The sequence below is a fragment of the Streptomyces sp. NPDC037421 genome (genome assembly GCF_055602105.1).
The window spans coordinates 743017-768094 of the sequence record NZ_JBVJWV010000001.1; the positions used below are offsets into that span (position 1 = coordinate 743017).

Annotated in this window: 22 protein-coding genes and 2 pseudogenes; 11 read left to right on the forward strand and 13 right to left on the reverse strand. The window is 70.7% G+C overall.

Annotation, left to right across the window (positions count from 1 at the left end; translation table 11 throughout):
- Positions 1-123 precede the first annotated feature (123 nt).
- From ACZ7IF_RS03275 to ACZ7IF_RS03295, 5 genes and pseudogenes are all read right to left on the reverse strand, one after another.
- Positions 124-344 (reverse strand): annotated as a pseudogene (locus tag ACZ7IF_RS03275) (glycosyltransferase family 2 protein); the annotation flags it as partial.
- A 164-nt stretch (positions 345-508) separates the two neighbouring features.
- Positions 509-649, reverse strand: coding sequence for a hypothetical protein (locus tag ACZ7IF_RS03280; RefSeq protein WP_470962148.1), 141 nt, complete (start codon positions 647-649; stop codon positions 509-511).
- Positions 650-1006: 357 nt separating this feature from the next.
- Positions 1007-1624: an HtaA domain-containing protein gene (locus ACZ7IF_RS03285; protein WP_470962151.1), complete on the reverse strand. Its 618-nt coding sequence runs from the start codon at positions 1622-1624 to the stop codon at positions 1007-1009.
- Positions 1625-1721: 97 nt separating this feature from the next.
- Positions 1722-2696 (reverse strand): SDR family oxidoreductase, encoded by a 975-nt coding sequence (locus ACZ7IF_RS03290; RefSeq protein WP_470962154.1) that lies wholly within the window; start codon positions 2694-2696, stop codon positions 1722-1724.
- A gap of 59 nt (positions 2697-2755) precedes the next feature.
- Positions 2756-3868, reverse strand: a complete 1113-nt coding sequence (locus tag ACZ7IF_RS03295; RefSeq protein ID WP_470962157.1) for a wax ester/triacylglycerol synthase domain-containing protein — start codon at positions 3866-3868, stop codon at positions 2756-2758.
- A gap of 676 nt (positions 3869-4544) precedes the next feature.
- On the opposite strand from ACZ7IF_RS03295, the gene ACZ7IF_RS03300 reads away from it, so the two are divergent.
- The 4 genes from ACZ7IF_RS03300 (at position 4545) to ACZ7IF_RS03315 (ending at position 8271) form a co-directional block, all read left to right on the forward strand.
- Positions 4545-6278 carry a fatty acyl-AMP ligase gene (locus tag ACZ7IF_RS03300; RefSeq protein WP_470962160.1) on the forward strand — a complete coding sequence of 578 codons (1734 nt, stop codon included), beginning with the start codon at positions 4545-4547 and terminating at the stop codon, positions 6276-6278.
- Positions 6275-6637 carry an acyl carrier protein gene (locus tag ACZ7IF_RS03305; protein WP_470962163.1) on the forward strand — a complete coding sequence of 121 codons (363 nt, stop codon included), beginning with the start codon at positions 6275-6277 and terminating at the stop codon, positions 6635-6637. Before ACZ7IF_RS03300 ends, ACZ7IF_RS03305 begins: the two co-directional genes overlap by 4 nt.
- 90 nt (positions 6638-6727) lie before the next feature.
- A complete protein-coding gene (locus ACZ7IF_RS03310) occupies positions 6728-6970 on the forward strand; it encodes an acyl carrier protein (protein ID WP_470962166.1) in 243 nt (80 codons plus the stop codon).
- Between the two features lie 77 nt (positions 6971-7047).
- Positions 7048-8271 (forward strand): beta-ketoacyl-[acyl-carrier-protein] synthase family protein, encoded by a 1224-nt coding sequence (locus ACZ7IF_RS03315; protein WP_470962169.1) that lies wholly within the window; start codon positions 7048-7050, stop codon positions 8269-8271.
- 199 nt (positions 8272-8470) lie between these two features.
- Here the strand turns inward: ACZ7IF_RS03315 and ACZ7IF_RS03320 are convergent, their stop codons facing one another.
- On the reverse strand, positions 8471-9031 hold the full coding sequence (locus ACZ7IF_RS03320) for a TetR/AcrR family transcriptional regulator (protein WP_470962172.1): 561 nt from the start codon (positions 9029-9031) through the stop codon (positions 8471-8473).
- 115 nt (positions 9032-9146) lie between these two features.
- On the opposite strand from ACZ7IF_RS03320, the gene ACZ7IF_RS03325 reads away from it, so the two are divergent.
- The 5 genes and pseudogenes from ACZ7IF_RS03325 (at position 9147) to ACZ7IF_RS03345 (ending at position 14110) form a co-directional block, all read left to right on the forward strand.
- Positions 9147-9833, forward strand: a complete 687-nt coding sequence (locus ACZ7IF_RS03325; protein WP_470962174.1) for an SDR family oxidoreductase — start codon at positions 9147-9149, stop codon at positions 9831-9833.
- Positions 9834-9957: 124 nt separating this feature from the next.
- Positions 9958-10962: an NADP-dependent oxidoreductase gene (locus ACZ7IF_RS03330; RefSeq protein WP_470962177.1), complete on the forward strand. Its 1005-nt coding sequence runs from the start codon at positions 9958-9960 to the stop codon at positions 10960-10962.
- Positions 10963-11044: 82 nt separating this feature from the next.
- Positions 11045-11929: an alpha/beta fold hydrolase gene (locus ACZ7IF_RS03335; protein ID WP_470962180.1), complete on the forward strand. Its 885-nt coding sequence runs from the start codon at positions 11045-11047 to the stop codon at positions 11927-11929.
- 758 nt (positions 11930-12687) lie between these two features.
- Positions 12688-13155, forward strand: a pseudogene (locus tag ACZ7IF_RS03340) (N-terminal phage integrase SAM-like domain-containing protein); the annotation flags it as partial.
- 151 nt (positions 13156-13306) lie between these two features.
- The gene (locus ACZ7IF_RS03345) at positions 13307-14110 is read left to right on the forward strand and encodes a site-specific integrase (protein ID WP_470962318.1); all 804 of its coding nucleotides are present in this window, start codon (positions 13307-13309) and stop codon (positions 14108-14110) included.
- Between the two features lie 315 nt (positions 14111-14425).
- Here the strand turns inward: ACZ7IF_RS03345 and ACZ7IF_RS03350 are convergent, their stop codons facing one another.
- From ACZ7IF_RS03350 to ACZ7IF_RS03370, 5 genes are read right to left on the reverse strand one after another with little or no spacing between them, the layout of a single operon-like run.
- Positions 14426-14779, reverse strand: a complete 354-nt coding sequence (locus tag ACZ7IF_RS03350) for a DoxX family protein (protein WP_053788613.1) — start codon at positions 14777-14779, stop codon at positions 14426-14428.
- Positions 14776-16749, reverse strand: a complete 1974-nt coding sequence (locus tag ACZ7IF_RS03355; RefSeq protein ID WP_470962183.1) for an acetoacetate--CoA ligase — start codon at positions 16747-16749, stop codon at positions 14776-14778. Before ACZ7IF_RS03355 ends, ACZ7IF_RS03350 begins: the two co-directional genes overlap by 4 nt.
- Entirely contained in the window at positions 16746-18377 is a 1632-nt protein-coding gene (gene mhpA, locus ACZ7IF_RS03360) for a bifunctional 3-(3-hydroxy-phenyl)propionate/3-hydroxycinnamic acid hydroxylase MhpA (protein WP_388560582.1), read from the reverse strand. Before mhpA ends, ACZ7IF_RS03355 begins: the two co-directional genes overlap by 4 nt.
- Before the next feature lie 19 nt (positions 18378-18396).
- Entirely contained in the window at positions 18397-19335 is a 939-nt protein-coding gene (locus tag ACZ7IF_RS03365; RefSeq protein WP_119094877.1) for a fumarylacetoacetate hydrolase family protein, read from the reverse strand.
- Between the two features lie 28 nt (positions 19336-19363).
- The gene (locus tag ACZ7IF_RS03370; protein ID WP_470962188.1) at positions 19364-20518 is read right to left on the reverse strand and encodes a VOC family protein; all 1155 of its coding nucleotides are present in this window, start codon (positions 20516-20518) and stop codon (positions 19364-19366) included.
- A 135-nt stretch (positions 20519-20653) separates the two neighbouring features.
- Between ACZ7IF_RS03370 and ACZ7IF_RS03375 the strand changes: the two genes are divergently transcribed.
- Positions 20654-21289 carry a TetR/AcrR family transcriptional regulator gene (locus ACZ7IF_RS03375; RefSeq protein ID WP_133896355.1) on the forward strand — a complete coding sequence of 212 codons (636 nt, stop codon included), beginning with the start codon at positions 20654-20656 and terminating at the stop codon, positions 21287-21289.
- Positions 21290-21312: 23 nt separating this feature from the next.
- On the opposite strand, the gene ACZ7IF_RS03380 is transcribed toward ACZ7IF_RS03375, so the two are convergent.
- Entirely contained in the window at positions 21313-21846 is a 534-nt protein-coding gene (locus ACZ7IF_RS03380; RefSeq protein WP_470962191.1) for an LmeA family phospholipid-binding protein, read from the reverse strand.
- A gap of 504 nt (positions 21847-22350) precedes the next feature.
- On the opposite strand from ACZ7IF_RS03380, the gene ACZ7IF_RS03385 reads away from it, so the two are divergent.
- Positions 22351-23970, forward strand: a complete 1620-nt coding sequence (locus tag ACZ7IF_RS03385) for an MFS transporter (protein ID WP_470962194.1) — start codon at positions 22351-22353, stop codon at positions 23968-23970.
- Positions 23971-24375: 405 nt separating this feature from the next.
- On the opposite strand, the gene ACZ7IF_RS03390 is transcribed toward ACZ7IF_RS03385, so the two are convergent.
- On the reverse strand, positions 24376-25023 hold the full coding sequence (locus tag ACZ7IF_RS03390) for a TetR family transcriptional regulator (RefSeq protein ID WP_470962197.1): 648 nt from the start codon (positions 25021-25023) through the stop codon (positions 24376-24378).
- Between the last annotated feature and the right edge of the window lie 55 nt (positions 25024-25078).

Genomic DNA, 25078 nt, shown 5'->3' on the forward strand with positions numbered 1-25078 from the left:
GTGCCTGGCCCGCCCGCTGTGTGTCTTCCCCCCCCCTTCCCCCCCCCCCCCCCCCCCCCGCTCCCCCCCCCCCCCCCCCCCCCCCCCCCCCCCACCGCACAGACCAGAAACCGGGGAAGGTCGGATCACTGGCGGTCGGCCGAGTCGGGTCATGCGCCACACGGTCCGCCACCGCATCGGACGCCCTGGCGGACACGGCCCTCGAACCCCCTCGAAGGACCCGGCCCACCACAACCTCAGCCCGGCCGGTGGGGGCCGTTGGCCAGCGTGTACGCCGCCCAGGTGGCAAGGTAGACCGGGACCAGGACGGCGGGCAGGTGCCGCTTCGCGAGCCAGACCCGGTCGCCCTCCGCCCTCGGGCGGGCTCCCCGCAGCCGATGGCCTTCCCCGACCACCTCGCGAATGGATGCCGAGTCGCATCTGCGACGCGTGCGCGAGCTGGCCGACCCCGGTCACGTCGCACTTGAGGTTGGGCATGGTGCCTCCACGCCGTCGCCTTGCCCAGCGGCTACTGGCCGTCGGCAACGAACCCGATGCCCGGATCTTCTTCGGACCGCGCGGCGGACGCATCTCCACCGCGGTCCTGCGCGACGCCACCCACTGGGACGACGTCGTCGCGCAGCTCGGCTTCGAACACCTCCGGCGACACGTTTTGGACCGTCCGCCGCGAAGACGAGGTCCTTGAACCGGCCCTTCGTAGCGAGGGTCGAAGTGGCCCTCCCAAGATCATCAAGACGCCGTGACCTCGCTGACCATCCCATCGGGGAATGCGTGTCACGCACACTGGTCCCCAAGGGGTGCCACCTGACCCTCGGGCCCACCCGACGCTGTTGCAGACGCCGCCAGGGGAACGGCGGCTCAGGAAGCGGTGTGGCGCCGGTTCTGTCCGGCTCGGCGTCGCAGGTCGAGGATGACCTCACGCCAACGCCAGGAGCCGCCCCAGTCGCAGGCCCGTGGCGGTCGCGGGGCGGCCGCCTCTGGACCTCCCCTGCGAGCTGCAGCGTCGTTACGGCCTGGGAATGCCTCCCAGGGGGTTGGTGACCTGGGCGTGTCCGGCGAAGAGGAAGAGCGGGTCGTGGGCTGCGGTCGTGCCCGTACCGAAGGCGTTGGTGAAGGCTGCTGCGCCAGGAGCGGCGAGCTTGAGCGGGATGTTCGTGGTGTCCACGGTGGTCGGCGTGAAGGAAACCCGGTCGAGGGAGACCGGGTAGTGGAAGAAGTCGACGTGCGTGGCCCGTGCGCCGTCCTGGGCGACGTCCGCGCTGGTGGAGCCTTCGCCGATCTTGATGTGGATGTGGAGGTTGGTCACATCGAGTCGGTGTTCGGATCCGGTGAAGCGCATGCCTCCCTGGAGGGGCATCTCGCCGCCGGAGAGGTCGGGAGAGAGATGGCCGGCGCCCGGCAGCGTGACGCACCTGCCGGTGCTCGTGGCGGGGGCGATCGCTTCGAGTGTCACGTTCTGGACTGCCAGGGTGCGCTCCGCGTTCGGCGAGAGACAGAAGGTGCCGCTGCCGCGCAGGGGGAGGTCGGTGCCGATGGCGCCGGCCTGGACGGCGGCGATGCCGAGGACCGATGTGGCAGCGAGGGTGAGGACGACCACGCGCTTCTTGGAATTGAGGATCTTCACGCCCCCGGTAACGAGTGGCTCCCGGGTTGGAACCGCGGGATCGCTGGTGATCACTCGTACGCGTACGTCGTCGGCCGGGCCGGGCTGCCCCACGCATCTATGTGGCGCACAGGCGCACGCTGCGGGCCAGGGCTTCGAGGGCATTTTGACGCGTCAGCTGCCCAGGCAGCAGGCGGTCCAGATGACAGGGAAGTGCGGGATGTTCAGGGGGCTGGAAGCCGAGTTGGGCGATGCGGGCCATCCCGTGGCTGCGCGGCCGCGAAACCATGGGAGGGGCGAGGAGTGGTCCGGTGGGGGGCCGTCCCGTTGCGGTGAGGTGGTTCAGGCAGGCGCGTTCCATATCGGCGGCCGTCAGGCGGGCCTGGCCGGCGGTGACCCAGTGGAGGGTGGCTGCGCTGCTGTCACCGCGAAGCAGGGCATCCGTCAGGGCCGTGAGGTAGTCGATGAGGAGTTCGATGGGCAGGACGTCGCACCAGTGGTCGGGGTTGACGGGCAGGCCGCCCGCGCGGCCCTGGATGAGGGCGGCGATCAGTGCGTGGGGGAACTGGTGGAGTGGTGCGGTGGTGGCGTTGCGTGCGGCGAACAAGAGGGCCGGACGGACGATGGCGACAGACTGGCTGCAATGCGCGGCCAGTTCTTCCGCGCGGCGCTTCGAGCTGCTGTAGGCGCGCATGCAGCGGGCGGTCAGGTCCTCGCCGGGGACCTGGAAGGCGGATGCAGCGGAGGAAAGCAGCAGGACGGGTACGCGTGCCTCTTCGGCGAGGTGCAGGATGCTGCGCGTGCCTTCGACGTTGACGGTGTCGAACGCGGTGAGGTCAGGCGGGGCCATGCCGGTGAGACCGGCGCAATGCACGATGATGTCGATCTTCGCTGCCAGTTCCCGGCGTTCGCTGGTGCTCATGCCCAGGCCTTCGACGGTGAGGTCGCCTTCCACACATGCGGCGGGACCGCCAGGCTTTCGATTGCGAACGAGTGCGGTGACGTCGTGGCGTGCGGCGAGGGCCGGCAGGAGGCTCGTGCCGATCACTCCCGTGGATCCGGTGAGCAGGACGGTGGAGCGGGACGGGTGCACGAAGCTCCTCGGGTGGTGGCTGAGTACGCGGCGAGCCCGCACTGCCGGAGTGGGGGGTGTCAGGGGCAGGTGGCGGCGGCCAGTTGGGCGACCGCGCTGTGCCACAGGCGGGGCAGGTCGCATACGTGTTGGTGCCGCTGTTGTGCGGTGAAAGAGACGGTGGCCGAGGTCCGGTGCAGGAACAGGACGCTGGAGAAGAGGTGCCCGGCGGCCAGCGGGGGCGTGGCGATGCCGCCGATGACGGGTGAACCGTTGAAGGCGAGTGGCGTGGGGATGCTGAGGAGGGTGGCGCTGGCGAGGGAGTCGCCGGGGGTGAGGGAGGCTGCGATGTGCTTCCACAGCAGGTGGTGCGGCATGCGGTCCAGGAGCCTTCGGGTTCGTTCCCGTGGCCAGTCGGCCGTTCGCTGGACCACTCGCGTCAGCCTGTGTGCAGGCATCGGCTCGTCGACCGGCAGGAGCAGGCGCGTGTATCCCAGCCGATTGCCCCGGTCCTGGCGCTCATCACGCAGGCGCACGCTGAAGGGGACCCGTACGGGGGCCGGCTGGTCACGGTCGGCGGGTGGCAGCCAGGCACGCAGGGCTCCGGCCAGGGCGGCGAGGTAGATGTCGTTGATGGAGGCGCCCGTGCCGCGGCTGATGGCACGCATCGCCTCCATGGGCACATCTGCCGTGGCCAGCAGGCGGCTCTGAGTGCCGGAGAGCGCAGTGGCCGCGTGCCCGGCGTTCTCGGGTGCTCCAATGGGCGGGACGGCCTGGGCGCGGGCATCGAACAGGCGCCTGATGGTGTGCGCGGCCGCGACTCCGTCCTGGGCGGCATGGTGGACGCGGTAGCCCAGCAGGTACTCGCCCTCGCGTTCGCTGTCCCCGATCCACAGCCCCCAGCGCGGCCGGTCCTCCCGCAACGGCTGATTGGCCAGCATCTGCGCCGAGCGGGTCAGGTCGGCCGCCTGGCCGAGGACGTGGACGTGCCGGCGGGCGTCGAAGGCACGGTCCGGACGCCAGACCTCTGCGCCGACCGGGCCGTCCAGGCACTCCGCGAGCACGGGCAGGTGTGGCAGACGGGCTGTGACGAGCGCGGCGACCTGCTCGGCGGTGGGCTTGGGGCCTCGCAGCCTCAGTATGACGCCAAGGACGAGGCCGTCATCGGGACGCCGGCGTGACCACTCGAGCATGGCGCGGTCCTGGTGAGGGCTGAACTCTGCGCCCGCGGGGCCGACTTTCCCAGGGGGTGAGGCATTCGCTGCCAAGTCGGTCGGCCCGGGGGCTGCGACGGTGCTGAGCGTGCGGTCGTGGCGTTGCGCGTCGGCGCTGGGGCCGGTGCGGCTGGGCGCTTTCACTCGTGCTCCGCTCGTGGACGTGTGCTCAGAGGGTCGGGCGTGCCTTCGATGGAACGATCCCTGGCGCGCTTTGGATGCGCTTCTGGGTGGACATCGGCCGGTCGGTGCCACCGAGAGGGGCAGCGCACCTGCGCGTACTCGGGTGAACGGCTGCCCACCCTTTCGGGGGGGGCACCCGATCAGGGGAAAGCCTCACCCGATTGCAGCAGCGCGCCACTGCTCGGCTTCGGCGGAATCCCGGCTGTGCGGTCAGCTTGCCGAACCTTTCCCCTCCCACCGCCGGGTCACAGCCCGGCATCTCGGCTCTTGTGGCAGAGGCGGGAGGTACGAGCCGAGCTCCGCTCCACCGGGAGAAGGGAAGCCGGCTCTTCCACGGACAACTCGGCGACACGGTGCAAAGGGGCGTGTTGGTATGCCTGACCTCTCCCGTACGGGACCCGCCTCGACGGTGACCCGTGGGGCCGGCTCCACGCGCCCGGTTCCGGAGGGCGGCTGGACTCCGCTTCCCGCGGTGCTGAACGGTCACGCGGCTCGCCTGGGGGACCGTCCGGCGCTCAGCTTCGTCAGCTACGGACGCGACGAGGGCGGCCTGTGGCAGAACCTGACGTTCGGCCAGGTGGATGTGCGGGCCCGTGCGCTGGCGGCCGCCCTCGAAGCCGGCTTTCCCCAGGGCTCGCGAGTCGCCGTCCTGTGCCCGCAGGGCAACGAGTACGGCCTCGGACTCCTTGCGTGTCTGTACGCCGGGATGACGGCGGTGCCGCTGTTCCCGCCGGAGGACCCCCGGCGCCGGAACCAGCTGGCGGCCGTGCTCGCCGACGCGGACCCGGTGTGCCTGCTCACCGTCGGACCGGCCGCGGCCGCGTGCCGGGAGCTGGCCGGCGGCCGGGTTCCCGTGTGGCTGGTGGAAGAGACCGACCCGGGGTGGGCGGCCGGGTGGTCGGGGTACCGGGCTGGGCCGGAAGAGCCGGCGTATCTGCAGTACACCTCCGGTTCCACCGGGCGGCCCGCCGGGGCGGTCATCACGCACGCCAACCTGGTCGCCAGTACCCGGCAGGTCATCGACGGGTGCGGCCTGGGCACCGAGACCCCCATCGCGAGCTGGCTGCCGCTCTTCCACGACATGGGCCTGTCCATCGGGGTCCTCGCCCCGATGCTCGCCGGGGCACATCTCGCGCTGATGTCGCCGCTCGCGTTCATCCAGCGGCCCGTTCGGTGGCTGCGGCTCCTGGATGCGCACCGCGCTCACTTCAGTGGCGGTCCGAACTTCGCCTACGACCTGTGCGTACGGAAGGTTCCCGATCCCGCCGGGCTGGACTTGGACCTGAGCTGTGTCCGAGTGCTGACGAACGGGGCCGAGCCCGTGCGTACCGGCACGCTGCGGCGCTTCAGCGAGGCCTTCGCGGCCTGCGGTCTGGCCGGTGACGCGGTCAAGCCCAGCTACGGCCTGGCGGAGGCGACCGTACTGGTGGCCTGCAACCGCCCGGGGCAGCGATGGACTGAACTGGCTCTGGACAGCGAGGCGCTCTCAGCCGGCCGCATCCGCGTCGTGGACGACCGCGTGGAGGGGCACCCTTCGAAGCGCGTGACGACGGTGGTGGGCTGCGGCCGGCCCGTTGCGCAGGAGGTACGGGTAGCCGACCCGGAGACCGGCGTCGAGCGTGAACCGGGACAGGTCGGAGAACTCTGGCTACGCGGCCCCAACATCGCGGCAGGCTACTGGCGACAGCCTGCGCGCTCCGCCGAGTTGTTCGACCGCACCCTCAAGACCGCGGACGGCAGCCGGCCCGGCTGGCTGCGCACCGGCGACCTCGGGTTCCTGCACGGGGGCGAGGTGTTCGTACTCGGCAGGCTGAAGGACGTCGTCATCATCCACGGCGCCAACCACGCCCCGAGCGATATCGAGGACACCGTCCGCCGGGCCATCGGCGAAGCCGTACCCGGCGGCGTGGCCGCTTTCGCCGTGCCGGGCACCGATGCCGAAGGCGACCGTCTGATCGTCGTGGTCGAACTCGCCGCCGGCGCGGACGCCGCCGAGGACATCGGCCTGCGCCGCCGGGTCCAGACGGCGGTCGCCGAACGCCACGGCGTACGCCCCCACGACGTGGTCGCCGCCAGACGGGGCACCCTGCCGCGTACCACCAGCGGCAAACTCCGGCGCGGTGACTGCCGTCGCCACTACCTCGCCACCGTGAGCACCACAGACACCCCGCCGCGCGGGAACGAGATCGGGAATGAGGTCACATGAGCCAGTCCCCCTCCCCCGTGGAGATCCGCCAATGGCTGACAGGGCACATCGCCGCCCTCCTGGAAGTGGCGCCGCAGGACATCGACCCGGACACGCCGCTGGACGCACTCGGCGTCACCTCGATGGAAGAGGTGATCATCACAGCCGACCTGGAAGCAAGGTACGGAGTGGCCCTGCCCCTCGCCGACATGAGACGTCACCCCACTATCGAGGCGCTTTCCACCCACATCACCGGCCATACCGCCGCACACGGCGCCGGCCAAGCCCCGCCGGCACCGGCCCCGGTCCCCCAGGTCGATGGCACACCCGCCCACGAGTCCGAAACTGACGGCATCTCATCGGACACCCTGCCTCGCTGAACCCCGCGGGCCCCTGATCCAGCAGAGCACCTGGCGATCCTCACGAAGGCCACCACTGCTGACCCCTCGGTACCACCTTTCCTTCCGCCAATGGAGACAACCCGTATGTTCGACAAGCTCGTTGCGATGCTGTTCGAGATCGGCATCGACACCTCGCACGTCACTGCGCAGACCACCTTCCGCCAGCTGGACATGGACTCGCTGTCCCTGACCGAGCTGGCCGTCATGGCAGCGGAGGAAACCGACGCCCGCGCCGACGGCATGACCCTGGACACCACCCTGGCCCAGGCCGCAGAACAACTCACGCACGCCGCCCAGCCGCAGCAGGCGTAAATTGTGACACGCCCAACCCCCGCAACCGCCTCCCCCATCGCCCTTCCCTGCCTGGCCGCACACGGCGGAGGTGTGTGGTGAACGGCCCCGCCATCGCCGTCGCCGGGCTCGGCATGCTCACTCCTGCCGGGATCGGCGTGGAGGCCACCTGGGAAGGAGTCCTGGACGGTAAGTCGACAGCCGCCACCAGCGACCAGCTGGCCGGTCTGCCCGTCGACTTCTGCTGCTCCCTGCCCCACTTCGACGCCGCCGACGTCCTGGGCCGCCGTACCGCGCACCGCCTGGACCGCTCCAGCCAGCTGGCCGTCATCGCCGCCAAGGAAGCCCTGCGTGACGCCGTCCTTGACCCCGCCGTGTGGGACGGTGCTCGTGTGGGAGTCGTCATCGGCTGCGGCGTAGGCGCGTCACACACGTGGGAAACCCAGGGCAGGCGTCTGCACGAATTCGGGCCCCGCCGGGTCTCACCTTTGCTGCTCCCGATGATCGGTCCCAGCACCCCCGCCGGGGAGGTCGCCCTCGCCACCGGCGCCCGGGGGCCGAGCCTCGCCACCGGGACCGCCTGCGCCTCCGGCGCCACCGCCATCGTCATCGCACGCGACCTGCTCACCTCACGCCAGTGCGATGTCGTCATCACCGGCGGCACCGAAGCCTGCAATACGCCGCTGATCATGACCGGTCTCGCCCAGCTCGGGGCGCTCTCCGGTCGCTGTGACGATCCCGCAGCCGCGTCCCGGCCCTTCGATGCGGCACGCGACGGATTCGTCCTCGGCGAGGCCGCGGCCATCCTCGTCCTCGAACGCGCCGAAGACACGGCCGCCCGCGGGCACCGGCCCCGGGCCCTGCTGGCCGGCTGCGGGTCCACCACCGACGCCTACCATCCCACCACACCCCACCCAGAAGGCCGCGGCATCAAAGCTGCCATGGACTGCGCCCTCACCGACGCGGGACTGAGCGGCAGCGACATCGGCTACGTCAACGCTCACGGCACCTCGACCCGCCTCAACGACGCCGTCGAAGCCCACAGCCTGCGCGCGGTCCTGCCCCACGGTCCTGCGGTGTCCTCGACCAAAGGCGTCCTGGGCCACTCCCTCGGCGCCACCGGCGCCGTCGAAGCGGCCCTGACCGTGCTGAGCATCCAGCACTCGCTGATCCCGCCCACCGCCAACCTCGAGAGCCCGGACCCCGGCGTCGACCTCAACTTCGTCACCCGCACCGCAGCGGAGCAGCGCGTGACCGCAGCGCTCAGCAACTCCTTCGGGTTCGGCGGCCACAACGTCGTCCTCGCCTTCCGCACTCCGTAAACGGGGTGCGAGGCCGGCCTGCTCCTCCCCCACTCGTCCGTGTTCAGCCCCCGAACCACGGACCGGCCGGCGCGCGCAAAGCCAGTGAGTGCTGTAGTCGGCCGCTCTGGGCACGGCACCCGCGCGGGCCACGGAACCTATGGCACGCGTGAAGAAGCGCACCCTGCCTACGGCGTGCCGCCCCGCACGGTGGTTCCGGTCAGTTGGTGGCCGTCAGTGCCTCGCGTGCGGTGGTGAGGATCTCCTCGGAGAGCGGGGAGCCTTTGGTGGCCCGGGACAGGACGAGTGCGCCGAGCATGGTGCACAACCGGGTGATGCCGTCCTGGTCCTTGGTGTCGAGCCAGTCGGCGAAGTCGCCCACTCCCTGGATGTAGACGCGGCGGGCCTCGCTTTCTCCGCCGTCGCGGGCCATGTCGGTGGCGAGTGCGGCGGCGGGGCACCCGTCTGCCGCGCTGTCGCGGTGCTCGGCGGAGAGGTAGGTGTCGATCAGCGCCCGCTGGGCGGCGTCGCGCTGCCCGGCGTACTGATCGAGCCCGTCCCTGTGGTGCTGGGCGAGTTCGCCGAACGCGTGGGCGGTGGCTTCGTCGATGAGTGCCTCCTTGGAGGCGAACTGCTTGTAGAAGCCGCCGTGGGTCATACCGGCCGCCTTCATGAGGTCGGCGACGCTCACGTGGGTCCCCTGTTCCCGGAACAGTCGGGACGCGGTTTCAACGACCCGCCGACGGTTCTCCTCCGCCTGTGCCTGCGATACGCGGCCCATCGGCCACCTCCCGATTGGATGTCGACTGGCATCTATCTTAGATCAGTGTTTAGATTGCAGTCGTAATCTAATTTGTGTGGGTCGCTTGCCGGCGGCCGTGGCGCTGGGAGTGGGCATGGAACTGAAGGACGCGGTAGCGGTGGTCACCGGCGCCAACCGGGGGCTCGGGCGGCATCTGGCCGCCCAGCTCGTGGAACGCGGGGCCAAGGTGTACGCGGCGGCCCGTCGCCCCGAAACGGTGGACCTTCCGGGCGTCGTCCCGCTGCGGCTCGACGTGACGGACGCGGAGTCGATCCGGGCCGCGGCTCACACCGCCTCCGACGCGACGCTGCTGGTCAACAATGCCGGCATCTCCACCGGAACCCCCCTGATCGCGGGCGGCCCGGACGTGGTGCGCCTGGAGATGGAGGTGAACTTCTTCGGCCCGCTCGCCGTGACGCGGGCTTTCGCCCCGGTCATCGAGTCCAACGGCGGCGGCGCCGTGCTCAACGTGCTGTCGGTCCTGTCCTGGCTGCACCCGGCCGGCCTCGGCGCCTACGCCGCGGCGAAGGCCGCGGCATGGGCGCTGACCGGCGCGACCCGAGAGGAACTGGCGCCCCGCCGCATCACCATCACGGCACTGCACGTCGGATACATGGACACCGACATGGCCGTCGGCGTTCCCGCCGACCAGAAGGCCGACCCCGCCGAGGTCGCCGCCCAGGCCCTGTCCGGAATCGAGCGGGGACTGCCCGAGGTCCTCGCCGACGAGACCACCCGGCACGTGAAGCGGAGCCTGGCCGCATCGCCGGACGCAGCGTGAGGCGCGCCCGCCGCATCGGCGTGGGGCGTCATGAACCAGCAGTGAATACCAGAAAGCATCTCGTACCGGGGCAGCCGAAGCGAGCGGAGACCCGTCCCTGTGCGGACGAGACAGGGAGACGGCGATGAAGACCTACTTGATCGAAAAGCACGGTGACCAGTCCGCGGTGCGCGCCGCCGAGATGCCCGATCCGGAGCCGGGCGCCGACGACGTGCTGGTCGAGATCCATGCGGCGAGCGTCAACCCGCTGGACTTCAAGATCCGCGACGGTGCCTTCAGGATGATCCTCCCGTACCGCCTCCCTCTCGTGCTGGGCAACGACCTCGCCGGAGTGGTGGTCCAGGTCGGCTCGGCCGTCACCCGGTTCGCGGTGGGTGACGAGGTCTACGCCCGGCCCGACAAGGACCGCATCGGCACCTTTGCCGAACTCATCGCCGTCCACCAGGACGACCTGGCCCACAAGCCGGCCACCCTCACCATGGCGGAGGCCGCCTCCCTTCCCCTGGTAGCCCTCACCTCATGGCAGGCGCTGGTCGAGAGGGCGCAGGTCCGGCCGGGCCAGAAAGTCCTGATCCACGCGGGCTCCGGCGGAGTGGGCACCATCGCCCTCCAACTGGCCAGGCACTTGGGCGCACACGTGGCCACCACCGCGAGCGCGGCCAACGCCGCCCTGGTCAAGGAACTCGGCGCAGACGTCGTCATCGACTACCGGACACAGGACTTCGAGGAGGTCCTGGACTGCTATGACGTCGTCCTGGACACTCTCGGCGGCGAGACCCTGGAGAAGTCCCTGCGGGTCCTCAAGCCCGGCGGGAAGGTCATCGGCATCGCAGGGCCTCCCGACGCGAACTTCGCCCGCGAACTGGGCGCGAGCCTGGTCCTGCGGCAGGCGATGAACGCGCTGAGCTGGAAGACCCGGCGCCACGCGAAGCGCCAGGGCGTGACCTACTCCTTCCTGTTCATGAAGGCCGACGGCGAGCAGCTGCGCGAACTCACCCGGCTCGTCGACGCCGGAGAGATCCGCCCCGTCGTCGACCGTGTCTTCCCCTTCGACCAGACCCGCGAAGCCATGGAGTACGCCGAGAAGGGCCGCGCCAAAGTCGGCAAGGTCGTCGTCGCAATGAGGTGAGAGACCCCCATCACGCCACCGGTACGCCTCGGCAACGAGAGGATTCCGCCTCCCGCCACTCCCATCCGCACAGGAACCGATCATGAATGCACCACGCAGTTCCCCCACGCCCGCCCCGTCGTCGTACAAGGAGGCGCCGACCCGTTCGGTGTCCGTGCGCGGCGTCGACTTCGTCTACCGGCAGCTCGGCCCGGAAGGGGGCGGCGTACCGCTGATCCTGCTCCACCACCTGACCGCAGTCCTGGACAACTGGGACCCCCGCGTCATCGACGGACTCGCCGCCCGACGCCGGGTGATCACCTTCGACAACCGCGGAGTCGGCGCGTCGGGCGGCTCCACCCCCGACACCATCGAAGCGATGGCCCGCGACGCGGTGCTGTTCATCCGAGCCCTGGGCTTCGAGCAGGTCGACCTGCTCGGCCTGTCGATGGGCGGCTTCATCGCCCAGGTCATCGCAGCCGAGGAACCGCAGCTGGTGCGCAGGGTCATCCTCGCGGGCACAGGCCCCGCCGGAGGCCCGGGCATCGACAAGGTCACCGCACTCACCCTCCGGGACATCCTGAAGGGCCTCCTGACCCGCAAGGACCCCAAGCAGTTCCTCTTCTTCACCGACACTGAACACGGCCGACGCGAAGCACGCGCCTTCCTGGAACGGCTGAAGGAGCGCACGGACCACCGCGACAAAGCCATCTCGCTGACGTCGTTCCGCGCCCAGCTGAAGGCCATCCACCGGTGGGGCCTCCAGCCGTCGGCCGAACTGTCCCGCATCCGCCAGCCAGTCCTGGTGGCCAACGGCGAGAGCGACCGGATGGTGCCGAGCGAGAACACCCTCGACCTCGCCGCACGGCTGCCCCGGGGCGAACTCGTCCCCCTCTACCCGGACGCCGGACACGGCGGAATCTTCCAGTTCCACGAAGCGTTCGTGGCCAGGGCCCTCGCATTCCTCGAAGCACGGCCCGACGCCTGACCGCCGATGCCACATCCCCCGCCGTCCCGTCCCGGGCGCGGCCGGGCGAGCTGGGCCCGGGCGAGCCGGCCCGCCCTCCATCAGACGCCCTCCTGCCCGCCGGCAGTCCCAGCGGCACCCCCGAGCACGCTCTCCACACCGCATGCCGGATCCACCTCGCCACCCGGCCACAAGCACGCGACGCCCAGCCGCGAAGCCAACCCCCGAAGGACTTACGACGCAGACCACTTGGTGGTGGAGCGGGAGCGGGCGGCGGCCACCGAGACCCTCTCGCTGCCCGGGCGGAAGAAGAGGGGGAACCGGGAAGCCGGGGACGCGGTGGGGAAAGCCCGGCAGGCCGGGGTGGGTGGGCCTGCCGGACCGTGACACGGGGCCGGTCCTGTCACCGGGGTCCGCATGCCACGGGATACCCGTTGGAAGACCGCCGGAGCAAGGGGGGTAGCACCGGTGCGCGGTCTGGGGCTGGGCACCCTGCCGGTTTCAACGAGGCGGGACGGAAACGGTTCTGCACAGCTGTACGGGTGAGGTCTGTGGTTGAAGTGACCCCTCAGGTCCCGACACGCCAAGATCCGGACCATTCCGGGACCACACTTCGAACCTGGGGCCGCAAGACCAACATCTCCGCCGGTCAACGGCTCGCGGCTGCTGTACCCCCATGGGACGAAGAATCTGCTGGTGGTCTCCGGGGCCGCGGGCCCTTGGCGCGGTATCAAGGGAAACCAGCTGGTCACGGGGCTCGCGAGCGGCGCGGTGGTCGCGTGTGGTCGCAGGCTGGAGGTACCCACTTCCCTCCGTCTCCCGGAGGCGATCTCCATGCGTACCAGCGTCGGCCGCGGCCGTATCTACCGCCGCTGTGGCTGCAGGGGCAACCATCGCTGTCAGCTCGGCGCACACTGCCCCCACCTGTTCACCGACAATCAGCACGGCACCTGGAGCTTCGCCGTCGATGTCCCCACCCCGAACCGCCGCCGCACCACGGTGCGCCGGGGCGGATTTCCACGCAGGACGCGGCCGATCAGACCCTGAGCCGCTTCCTCGAGGGCGAGGCCGGCGGATACAACGCGGACCCGAACCAGACGGTCACCGCCTACCTGAACGCCTGGCTGGAAGCGAAGGCCCTCGCACTCAAGCCGACCACCATGGCCCGCTACCGCGACTACGTCCGCAACGACCTCATCCCGGCCTTCGGCACCCTCAAGCTCGAACAGCTCGCCCACCGCCACATCTCGGCCTACGTCACCTGCCAACTCGCCGGCCGCGGCGAGACCACCCTCTACCGGTGCCTCACTACCCTCTCCAGCGCCCTCGGCGACGCCGTCAGACAGCACCGGCCTCCGCAAGGGCGAAGCCCTCGGACTCCACTGGGACGACGCCCACCTGCCCGAGGGCGTCCTCTACGTGCGCTGCACCCTCTCCGCCATCGACAACAACCACCTCGGCATCACCACACCGAAGACCCGGTCGAGCCGCGGCTGGGTCGCCATCTCACCCCGCGTCGCCACCGCCCTCCGGCACCACACACAAACAATGCCCCGAACACGCGGCGATCCTGACGATCCGTTCACCGGACTCGTCTTCTGCAGACCCGACGGCCGACCGCTCGGACCTCATCAGGTCCTCGACCGACTTCGCCGCCTCTCCGCCGAAGCCGGTGTCCCCAGGGTCACGGTGCACGACCTGCGCCATCTGGCCGCCACGATCACCATCACCACCGGCGCGCCGCTCACCGTCGTCTCCAAGACCCTGCGGCACTCCACCCTGTCGACGACCGCCAACCTCTACAGCCACCTCACCCAGCAGGCAGCCCGCGAAGCCGTCGACACCATCGACCACACCCTCACCAGAGCCGAGAACGCCAGCCATCAAACGGGGCCGTACGGCGTGGCTGCGACCACCACGCGACCACGTCCACCGGATCCGCGAAGCCCCGCCGACTCCGCTTCCCCAGTCCGCAGGCCTTCAGTACCACCGCGAACCAGCCCCGGTCGGGGCATGCGACCACATTGCGACCACCACGGCTCCGGACGCACGAAAGGCCGCCTTCCCATTTCTGAGAAGACGACCTCCGACGTGCGTAAAGCACAGTCGGGACGACAGGATTTGAACCTGCGACCCCTTGACCCCCAGATGGCTGCGTTGGGGCCACAATTGGGACATGTGCCGCTATTTGAGGGCGACTAACGTGCGTGAACGCACCTGCCGTGCACCGGCATGCGGCGTTGCTGGTCCCCATGTGGTCCCCAACCAGGCGCACCTCCACTGCCGGAAGACTCCCCGACGAGACGGGAGCGACCTTCCTCAATTGTGACACTCGCCAACTGCTGGGTCACGATCTCGAAGCGCGGAGGGGCAGCCTGCCGAGCGGCGCCGGCGGATACCGGTGCCGCCGTGGCCGCAGGAGCTGCCGGGAAAAGGACCGTCTCCGCGCTCCGAGCGCTGCGGACAGGAGAACCGTGAATGCGAGAAGGCGTCAACGGGCCGCCCCGCTGTGGGCCGTCAGCCGGTACCGATCGCCACTCCGGCGTACGCCACCGCCGTCAGGGCAAGGACGACGGCGGGCAGGGCACGCACGGGCGGGTCGCCGTGGCGCAGGTGGGCCACGGCGGCCCCGGTCATCAGCAGCGCCAGCCCGATCGCGGCGGCCATCCCGAGTGGGGTGGAAGCCAGTCCGAGTACCAGTCCGAGGGCTCCGGCCACTTCCAGGGTGCCGACGAGGCGGTAGAGGCCCGGCGGCATGCCGAGGTGTGCTGCCGCCCGGCGCATGAACGGCACCGCGGCGATCTTCGCCGCTCCCAGTGGCAGGAAGACCAGGGTCAGGAGGGCAGCGAGGGTGATCTGCGCGGCTGTCATGTCGACCGGCCCCGGCGCTCGGCGCCCATCTGGGCGAAGTAGTCGATGAGGTCGGGGGCGTCCACGGCTGCCGGATTGACGACCTGCTCGACCGGGGCGCCCTGGAGGAGGCGTTTGACGGGGACTTCGAGTTTCTTGCCGGTGCGGGTGTGCGGGATGCCGGGGACTTCGAGGATCTCGTCGGGGACGTGGCGGGGTGAGGCGCCGGTCCGGATCGCCTCCTTGATCTTCTCGCGGAGCGGGTCGTCCAGGGTCGCGTCGACGGCGAGGACCACGAACAGGGGCATCCAGTAGCCGCCGTCGGGTTCTTCCGCGCCGATGACGAGGGCCTCGGTGATCTCGGGGAGGCGTTCGACGACGTCGTGGATGTCGGCGCTGCCCAGGCGTACGCCGTTGCGGTTGAGCGTGCTGTCGGAGCGGCCGTGGACGACCACCGAGCCGTGAGAGGTGAGGGTGATCCAGTCGCCGTGGCGCCACACGCCGGGGTGGGAGGAGAAGTAGGCGTCGCGGTAGCGGGCGCCGTCGGGGTCGTTCCAGAAGTACAGCGGCATGGACGGCATCGGGCGGGTGACGACCAGCTCCCCGACCTGGTCCACGATCGGGACGCCCTCGGCGTCGTACGCGGCCAGGGCCACGCCCAGGTGGGGTGCTGAGAGCTCTCCCGCCCAGACCGGTGTGTTGGGGGCGCTGCCGGCGAATCCGGAGACGACGTCCGTGCCACCGCTGATGGACGCGAGCAGGACGTGGTCGCCGACGTGGTGGCGGACCCAGGGGTAGGCGGAGGCCGGCAGGGCGGAGCCGGTGCAGCCGACTACGCGGATCGACGACAGGTCGTGCGCCGAGGGGGCGATGCCGTACTTGGCCATGCCCAGCAGGTACTGGGGGCTGGTGCCGAAGACGGTCACCCGGTGGCGCGCGGCCAGCTCCCACAGGACGTCGAGCTTGGCACAGGGCGCCGGACTGCCGTCGTAGGTGCACGTGGTGGCGCCGGTGAGCAGCGTGGAGGCGACCAGGTTCCACATCATCCAGTGGGTGGTGGTGTACCACAGGAGGCGGTCGCCGGGACCGAGGTCGGAGTGCAGTCCGAGGGTTTTGAGGTGTTCGAGCAGGACGCCGCCGTGGCCGTGGACGATGCCCTTGGGCAGGCCGGTGGTGCCCGAGGAGAACACGACCCACAGCGGGTGGTCGAACGGCACCGACGTGCAGGTGAGTTCCTCGGTGCGGGTGGTGGCGTCCTCCCACGGCACCACCAGTGACGGGTATGCGTGTGACGGCCACGGCAGGCCCACGTGGTCCACCAGCAGCGCGGCCTTCAGCGTCGGCAGCGCGCCGGCGAGTTCGAGGGCGGCCTCGCGGCGGTCGTGGGTGGTGCCGTTGAAGAGGTAGCCGTCGGCGGAGATCAGGACGGTGGGTTCGAGCTGGGCGAAGCGGTCGGCGGCGGCCTTGGGGGCGTAGTCCTGCCCGCAGACCGACCACACCGCGCCCAGGCTCGCGGCGGCGAGAAACGCGACGATTGCGTGCGGGGTGTTGGGGAGGTAGCCGACGACCCGGTCCCCCTTGCCGACGCCCAGGTCGCGCAGTGTGGCGGCGACGGAAGCGACCTGGGCGCGCAGCCGGCCGCCGGTCACCTCGTGACTGGAGCCGGTCTCGTCGAGGGCGATGATCGCCACGGCGTCGTCGGTGAGGTTGCGCAGGGCGTGGTGGGTGTAGTTGAGGGTGGCGCCCGGGAACCAGCGGGCGCCCGGCATCCGCTCCTCGGCCAGCACCTGGTCGTACGGGGAGTCCGCGTCGATGTCGAAGTAGTCCCACACCGCGCCCCAGAAGCCCTCCAGGTCGGTGACCGACCAGTGGTGCAGGGCGGCGTAGTCGGTGCCGTCGAGACCCGAGTGGCGGGCGAAGTCCGTAATGCGGCTGTCGGCGACGGCCTGCGGATCGGGCGTCGTGAAGGGTTCCGGGTACGGCCTGGTCATCGTGTGGCGCTCCTCAGCAGGCTTTTCTCGACGGTCCGTGGGGAAGGGTGGGGGCTGCGCGTGGTGTGCAGGAGAGAGGCCCAGGCGGCGGTGTCCGTGAAGCCGTGGCCCCCGGCTGGGACGATGTCCATGACGACGCGGTCGGGGCGGAGCAGGACGGCGTCCGCCCGGCCGGCGCGCAGCCAGGCGGTGAGGGTGCCGTCGTCACGGAGGTCGGTGACGGAGATCGCCGGGACGCCGAGCCCGTGGGCGAGGGCGCGCAGCGAGGGCCAGGGTTCGGCGGCGGTCAGGACGCTGAAGGTGTCGCCGAGCAGTTCGTCGAGACGGGAGCGCCGGCCGTCGAGTCCCACCACCCATGGTTGCGGGCAGTGGGTGCCCACGAGGCTCCTGCGCATACGGCGCCGGACGAGGGGCCCGGCGGCTAGGGGTGGGCTGAGGTCGCGGCCCGCCGCCGCCGAGAGGCCGGGTATGCGGCAGGCCGCGGCCAGGATCCTGCGGCGCAGTGCGGCGGCGCCGTCCTGGCCGCCGGTCATGGCCCAGCCCATGGCGACCGCGAGCCGGATCGCGCGCCGCGCGTGTGGCTTGCGCTCGCTCTCGTAGGTGTCCAGCAGCCGTTCGTCGCCGCCCTGGCCCAGGACGCGGGCCAGTTTCCAGGTGAGGTTGTGGGCATCACGCAGGCCCGAGCACAGCCCCTGCCCGATGAACGGCGGGGTGAGGTGGGCGGCGTCGCCGAGGAGGAAGACCCGTCCGCTGCGCCACCGGTCGGCCACCCGCGCCCGGAAGGTGTACTGCGTCTCCCGTACGACTTCGAAGTCCCCGTCGTACGAGGGCGACAGCCACGGGGCGATCAGTTCGCGGACCGGTTGCTGCCCGTCTTGCAGCCGGAACTCCCAGCGGTAGCGGTCCTCACCGACGCGCATGAACGTCGCCGGCCGGTGCGGGTCGCAGACCTGGTCGACGCCTTCCCAGCAGCGGACGTCGGCCTTCGTGCGGACGTCGATGACGGTCCAGCGTTCCTCGAAGCGCAGGTCCTCCCATGCGGCGCCGATCGCGTCGCGGGTGAGGCTGCCCGCGCCGTCGCAGCCGAGGACCGCCTCGGCCCACAGATGGTGCTCACCGTCGTCGTCGCGGTAGGTCACCCGAACGGGGCCGGTGGTGTCCGGGCCGACGCCGGCGACCTCGATACCGCCCCGCAGTTCGCACTCCGGGCTGCGGGCGAGGGCGTCGCGCAGCAGTCGTTCCAGCTCGGGCTGGTCGAACATGCTGGTCTGCGGGTAGCCGTGATGGCCGTGCTCGGAGCGCCGAAACTCGGCCATGACCCGGTGCCGGGCATCCAGCAGCCGAAGTCCTTTCGCGGGGCGGGCGATCGCGTCGAACTCCTCGCCCACGCCCGCGGCCTGGAGGATGCGGCGCACCTCGTCGTCGGTGGCGACGGCACGCGGGAGCGGGTAGAGGTCCTGGTGGCGTTCCAGGATGACGGTGCGGATACCGCGCCGGGCGAGGAGGAGGGCGGCGGTCACGCCCACCGGCCCGGCGCCGATGATCACGACGGGTGCGGGGTCTGTCTGCGCGGGCCCGGGTGCGGGAGCGGGTGTGGTGTCCCGGGGTCCGGCCTGGTCGGCGGTCATGTGCGGCTCACCTCGGGTCTTACTTCGCGTCCGTGACGGGCGTGCGCTGCTCGCCGAGGTCGATCCGCCCGTCCGCGGTCGAGATCGTCGCCGTGATCACGTCACCCGTGTGCAGGTAGTGCGGGTTACGGGCCTGGCTCTTGAAGAACGCCTTCCACTTCACGGCGGGCGGCAGCAGCGCGCCGATCTTCTCGACGGCCTTGGGCGGGGCCTTGAGGGCCGTGCCGCCGGGGGTCCCGGTGAGCAGCAGGTCGCCGGGGTCGAGGGTCTGGAAGCGGGCCAGCAAGGTCAGCGCCTGTGCCGGGCGGACGATCATGTCGGCGAGGGTGCGGTCCTGACGCAGCTCGCCGTTGACCGACAGCCGCAGCCGCAGATCGAGGAGGTGGGCGAAGTCCTCGGGCTCCAGCAGCGCCAGGTAGGGGCCGGTCGGTGTGAAGGTCGGGTAGGACTTGCTCTCGTAGAACTGCGTCTTGGTGAGCTGCACGTCACGGGCGCTGACGTCGTTCGTGATCACCAGTCCGGCGACGTACGAGGGCAGGTCCCGCTCCTCGACGACAGTGCCGACGGGCAGGGGTGCGCCCATGACGAGCCCGAGTTCGATCTCGTAGTCGAGGAACTTCACGTGCGACGGCCGGACGATCGCCTCGCCCGGGCCACTCACCGACCCGGACGCCTTGCGGAAGAAGGCGGGCGGGATGTCGCCGGTGAAGCCCGAGTCGCGGGCGTGGCTGCGGTAGTTGACCATCTGGGCGACCACCCGGCAGGGGGTGGTGACCGGCGAGAGGGCGACCAGGTCGGCGAAGGGCGTGCCCGCCTCCCCGGAGAGGGCGGCCTCGTGCACGGCCGCCCGGTCGGCGATCAGCTCGGCGGTGGTGGCGGCCTTGGTGTCGACGGGGACGGCCCGGTCGCCGCGGAGGACCCACCATCCGTCGGCGGTGCGCAGGACGTTGGTGCTCATATCAGTACCTTCGTGAGGGGGTTGGGGTTCAGGACTTGGCGGCTTTGAGCAGGCCCAGCAGGCGTACCGGGTCCATCTCGTTGTCGCCTCGCAGGGCTTCGATGACGTCACGGACCCGCTGAGGGGAGGGGCTCGCGCCGAGGAAGTCGCGAGTGGCAGGAGGTCCCCACTGGGCGAGGCCGGTGGTCGACATGGGTGCCCAGCCGGGCTCCAGGTCGCAGGAGAACAGGTCGCCGTCGGCGAAGTGCTCCAGCATGAAGCGGTCGGGGTCGCGCCAGTAGTCGAAGAGCTGGCTGCCCTGGATGTGCCGGCCGATCCCCCAGCTGCGCTGGTAGCCGCGCTCGGCCAGGTACTCGCCGCCGGTGGCGATCGAGTCGAGGTCGGTCACCTGGTAGGCAGAGTGGACGTAGCCGTTGCCCGGGCCCAGGTGCATGGCCAGCGTGTGGTGGTCAACGGCCCGGCTGCCCTGGTCACAGCGGATGAACGCCATCGTCGGGCCACGGCCGCGCTGGCCGTCCAGGAACAGGAAGTCGGACACGATCATCCCGAGGGTGTCCAGGTACCAGTCGAGGGCGCGCCCGAACACCCGCGTCTCCAGGACCACATGGCCCAGACGCTGGATGCGGGAGGGTTCACGCGGCGGGCGCTGGGTGACGTTCGTGCGACGGTGATTGGTGCCGAAGTTGAGCAGCAGCGGCTGCTGCTCGGGCAGCGCCGGCAGTTCCTCCGCGCGGTGCACGACCCGGACCGGGAAGCCGGAGGGGTCGAGCAGGTCGACCGCCTTGCCGCCGCCGGGAACGTCCGCGTCCCGTACGGACGTGCCCGTGGCTCGGGCCAGCCGGTCCAGGTCGGCCCGCTCGGCGGCGCGGAACGCCGGGCCGATGAAACGGGAGGTCCGGCCGCGCCGGATCACCATGCACGGCGAGCCGGCGAAGGTGCCCCGCAGCCACAGCTCGCTCTCGCTCCGGGCGGCGATACCGAAGCCGAAGTCCCGGGCGAAGACCTCGGCCCGGTCCAGGTCGCGCTTCTCGAACTCCAGCCATGCCAGGTCGGCCACCTTGATCAGGGGGTTGCGGGAGCGCCCGGGATGTTCGCCGCGCAGGGCGCCCTGCGCGCTGTGGAGGTCCTGATGGGCCGTTTTGACGTCCGGGACGCCGACTGCGTTGATGCGGGTTTCGGACATGGTGTCCTCCAAGCAACATTGCCGTAATGAGGAAATCATCAAGTGTGACAGTTCTGTCGTCAAGCCGTTCGCGGCAGGAAATGATGAATTCATCAGGACTGCGATCGTCATCGTCTCCGCGGTTAGACTTTGCGTATGCCTACGTCAGCCCCGCCCAGCAACCGATTCGAGCGGCGTCGCGCCGAGACCCGCGGAGCTCTCGTCCGCGCGGCCCGCCAGATACTCGCCGAGACCGGGGACACCAGCGTCAGCATCCAGGTGATCGCCGAGCGCGCCGACGTCGGCTTCGGCTCGTTCTACAACCACTTCGACTCGAAGACGGAGCTGTTCGAGGCCGCGGTGCAGGACGCGCTGGAGGAGTTCGGCCAGACCTTCGACGAGCGCTTGGCCGGGATCGACGACCCCGCGGAGCTCGTCTCGACGGGCTTCCGGCTCAGCGCCCGCATGGCCGAGTCGCACCCGGAGCTGATGCAGGTGCTGCGCCGCCGGGGCCTGGGCCACATCCACTCGGACAACGGCCTGGCCCGGCGGGCGCTGCGGGACGTCGAGGTGGGCATGGCCTCCGGCCGCTTCACCGCCGTCGACCCGGTGGTCGCCTTGTCTGCCCTGGGCGGGACCCTGCTGTCCCTGGTGGAGCTGCGATTCGCCCGGCCCGATGTGGACGGCGACGATGCCGCGGTGAACCTCGCCGAGATGGTCCTGCGCATGCTGGGCGTCCCGCCGGACGACGCCCACGAGGTAGCCCGGCGCCCCCTCCCCGACCTCGCCTGACCGATCCCCGGCGTCCGCTCCCTCTACGCGGTGGACGACGAGCTCGGACGGAAGGTGACCGAGTGGCCGGTGACGCGGGCGTCGATCCCGTTCTCCGTGGTGGTGACCGAGCGTAGGTACAGCCCCTTGGGGACGTTCTCCAGCGGGACGGGCTCTTCCAGGGCCTTGTCGAGCAGCGCCTTCAGGGGCGGGATCAGCTCACCCTGGACCGTACGGACGTCCGTGAAGGCTATGCGGTCGCCCTTCGCCGCCGAGACTGCCGCACTCACGGTCACGTCGCCGGCGAGCGGCAGACTGGCCGTCGCGTTGATCCGGCCCGGCTCGTCACCTCGCGACAGGCTCACGCCGAGCGCGGCCGACACGTCCTCGTACGACAGGAACGCGGTCGCCTCGACCCTGCGGGCATGGGACTCGTCGGCGCTCCCCGAGGCCCTCAGACCGTCGAGGCCGACCGACAGCTTCGTCACCGGCAGGGGCCGGGTCGAGCCGTCGGCAGGTATGTCGTGGGCAGTGAGGTCGACGTGACTCAGGCTGCCCTCAGCCAGCTGTGTCAGCACGGGGAAGCCCCTAGCTGGGCGCCAAGGGCGCATGCGCCGGCCCGAGCCCTCGGACGCAGGTGACGGCGCGGTCGCCGTCCAGCCCATCGCGATCAGAGCGGCGGTCGCGGCGCGTCTGCGGCCGTTGCCCCGCGCGGTGATCGACGCCGCCGCGTCACGCGGGAGGGCGAAGCGCGCCAGCGCGGTGACGGCGTCCCACGCGGGAGCCCCCGGCGCCGCGAATGCCTACCGGAGCGCCTGTGCAGGGCCCTCCGCCAGGCCCTCCGCGAGCGCGGGTCCGGTTGCGCCCTGAAGCGTCGGTGACGTGCGCGCGGGTCATGTCGGAGCCGCCGGTCGATGGGACATGGACCCGATAGTTGCACAGCGATGGGCAATAAACTAACCTGCACACGAGTGGGCAATTAACTGCCCCCGGTGCCCCGCCGGTCCACGGCCGCGCCCGCCCTTCACACCCCATCTGCGAACCCCGAAGCCTCCGCTTCGCCTCCTGCCAAGGAGTTTTCGATGCCGCTCATTGCGAACACACCCGCCGAGAAGATGACCGGGCCCTATCCACGGCGCTGGTGGGCCCTGCTGGTGCTCTGCCTGAGCCTGCTGATCGTGGTCATGGCGAACACGTCGCTCGTCGTCGCCGCGCCGGACCTCTCGAAGGATCTAGGGCTGTCCAGCAGTGACCTCCAGTGGGTCATCGACGGCTACACCGTCCCGTACGCCGCGCTGATGCTCGTCCTGGGCGCGATCGGCGACAAATACAGCCGCCGCGGCGCACTCGTCCTGGGCCTGCTGATCTTCGCGGGCGGTTCGGTGATGGGCGGCCTGGTCCACGAGACCGACCTGGTCATCATCGCCCGCGCGACCATGGGCGTCGGTGCCGCCGTCGTCATGCCGGCCACCCTTTCGCTGCTGGTCGCGATCTTCCCCAGGGCGGAGCGCGCCAAGGCCATCACGGCCTGGAGCGCCACGTCCGGTCTCGCCATCGCCGCCGGCCCGGTGGCCGCCGGCTGGCTGCTGGAGAAGCACGCCTGGGGCTCCACCTTTCTCATGAACGTCCCGCTGGCGGTCCTCGGCGTCATCGGAGCACTGCTCCTGGTGCCGCCGTCCAAGGCGGAGGTCATGGGCCGGATCGACTACGTCGGCGGTCTGCTCTCGATCGTCTTCATCGGCAGCCTGGTCTACGCGACCATCGAGGGCCCGCACTTCGGTTGGGGCGCCGGCCCGATCGGTGCGGCCGTCGTCGCCGCTGTCGGCCTGGCGGCCTTCGTGGCCTGGGAGTTGAAGCATCCGAACCCGATGCTGGACGTGCGCAAGTTCAAGGAGCGCCCCTTCAGCGGCTCGATGCTCGCGGTGCTGTTCTTCTTCTTCGGCACCTTCGGTTCGATCTACTACTCCACCCAGTTCCTGCAGTTCGTTCTCGAGTACAACGCCCTGGCGACCGGCATACGCCTCCTGCCGCTGGCCGGAGCCGTCTTCGTCGGCGCCGCGGTCACCGGCAAGCTGGCCCCGAAGCTGGGCGTGAAGCTGGTCGTGGGCGCCGGCATGGTGATCGGCACGGCGGGCGTCTTCCTGCTCACGCAGATCGAGTCGGGTTCAACGTACTCGGACTTCCTGACGCCCCTGCTGATGCTCGGCTTCGCGATCGGCCTGAGCCTGTCCCCGGCCACCGACACCATCATGGGCTCCTTCCCCGAGTCCGAGCTGGGCGTCGGCGGCGGCGCCAACGACACGGCGCTGGAACTCGGCTGCGCCTTGGGTATCGCCGTGCTCGGCTCGCTCCTCGCCACGTCCTACAAGGACAAGCTGACCGACATGGTCGGCGGTCGCCTCCCGGCCGAGGCGATGGACACCGCCAAGGACTCAGTGGGCGGCGGCCTCGCGGTCGCCGAGCACATCGCCAAGACCCCGGGCGGTGGCCCCCAGCAGGCTCAGACCCTGATCGAGGCGGTGCACGAGTCCTTCGCCCACGCCATCGCGCACACCAGCCTCATCGGCGCGATCATCATGGGCGCCGGCACCCTGATCGTCATTGCCGTGCTGCCCGGCCGCAAGGCCACCGGGAAGCACCGCCAGGAGGAATCGGGGGCGGCGGAAGCAGCGGCCGAGAGCGAAACCGTGGGCGCCGTCTGAGCCCCACAGGTTCGGCGCGACCCATGACCGCCGACCGGAGGCCGGAAGCCCGATCCGGCCTCCTCCACCCAGAACGGGCCGTGCCTGAGCGGCGCACGGCCCTGGACGGTGCCGGGAGGGGACACCCGGCACCGTCCCTTTTTGTTGATGCCGGGCCGGTCGTCGACGACGATGTCGTCGTAGTGTCGTCAACCGTCTTGTCCCCGGCCGGTGTCCCGTCGTCCGACGACTCGTCGCTCGCGTCCTCGGTGGCGACGCCCCCCCCGGTGCCGCCGCCGCGACCTCGCTTCCCAGCGCCGCGGGGCTCGACGTCACCACAACGTCGGAGGCGGGGCACACGTGCCAAGACCCCGATGCCCTCGCACCGGGGTCTGTTCCACCTCTGCACCAACAGCTGGCTGCGACTCAGCTATCGGCGACGGCTTCCGCCGCGATCGCGGCGGCCACGTCATCGACCACGAGGCGTGCCTGCTTCTCCGGCACACCGGCCGCGATGAGCGTGGCGACGGCCGTACGCGTCCCGTCGTCCTCCAGCGCGCCGGTGTTGACCTCTTCCAGCAGGGCGACCGTCATCCCCTCCAGGCCGGCACCCATGACCGCGGGCGGCAGGTGGGAGTGGAAGACGCCGTCCCGCTGCCCCCGTTCCAGAATGGCGGTGACCTTGACGCGGGCGGGCTCGAGGATCTCGGTGACCCGTTCCATGCCCAGGTCCCGCTGGGCCAGCGCCAGGAGCATCCGGTACCGGTCGCCCACCGGCCACATCGACAACGAGAAGCGCGCGAGCGCCCGCTCGGCCGGGTCCGCCGCCTTCAACCCGGCCGCCGCGGCGGCCTGGAGAGCCTCGGCGGCCTCCTCGGCCAGCGCCTCCAGGAGCGCCGCCCGTCCGGGGAAGTGCCCGAAAAGAGTGCGCCTGACGACACCGGAGGCGCGCGCCAGCTCCTCCAGAGTGGTGTCGGGGTTCCGCCCGAGCTCCTGGCGCGCGGTGGCCAGGATGCGCGCCCGGTTGGACCGTGCATTGCGTCGCTGCGGCACACGGCCAACGGGCTGGGACACGGAAGAACCTCGATGATGAAAACCGGACGGAGAACGGGCACATCCATTCTGACAC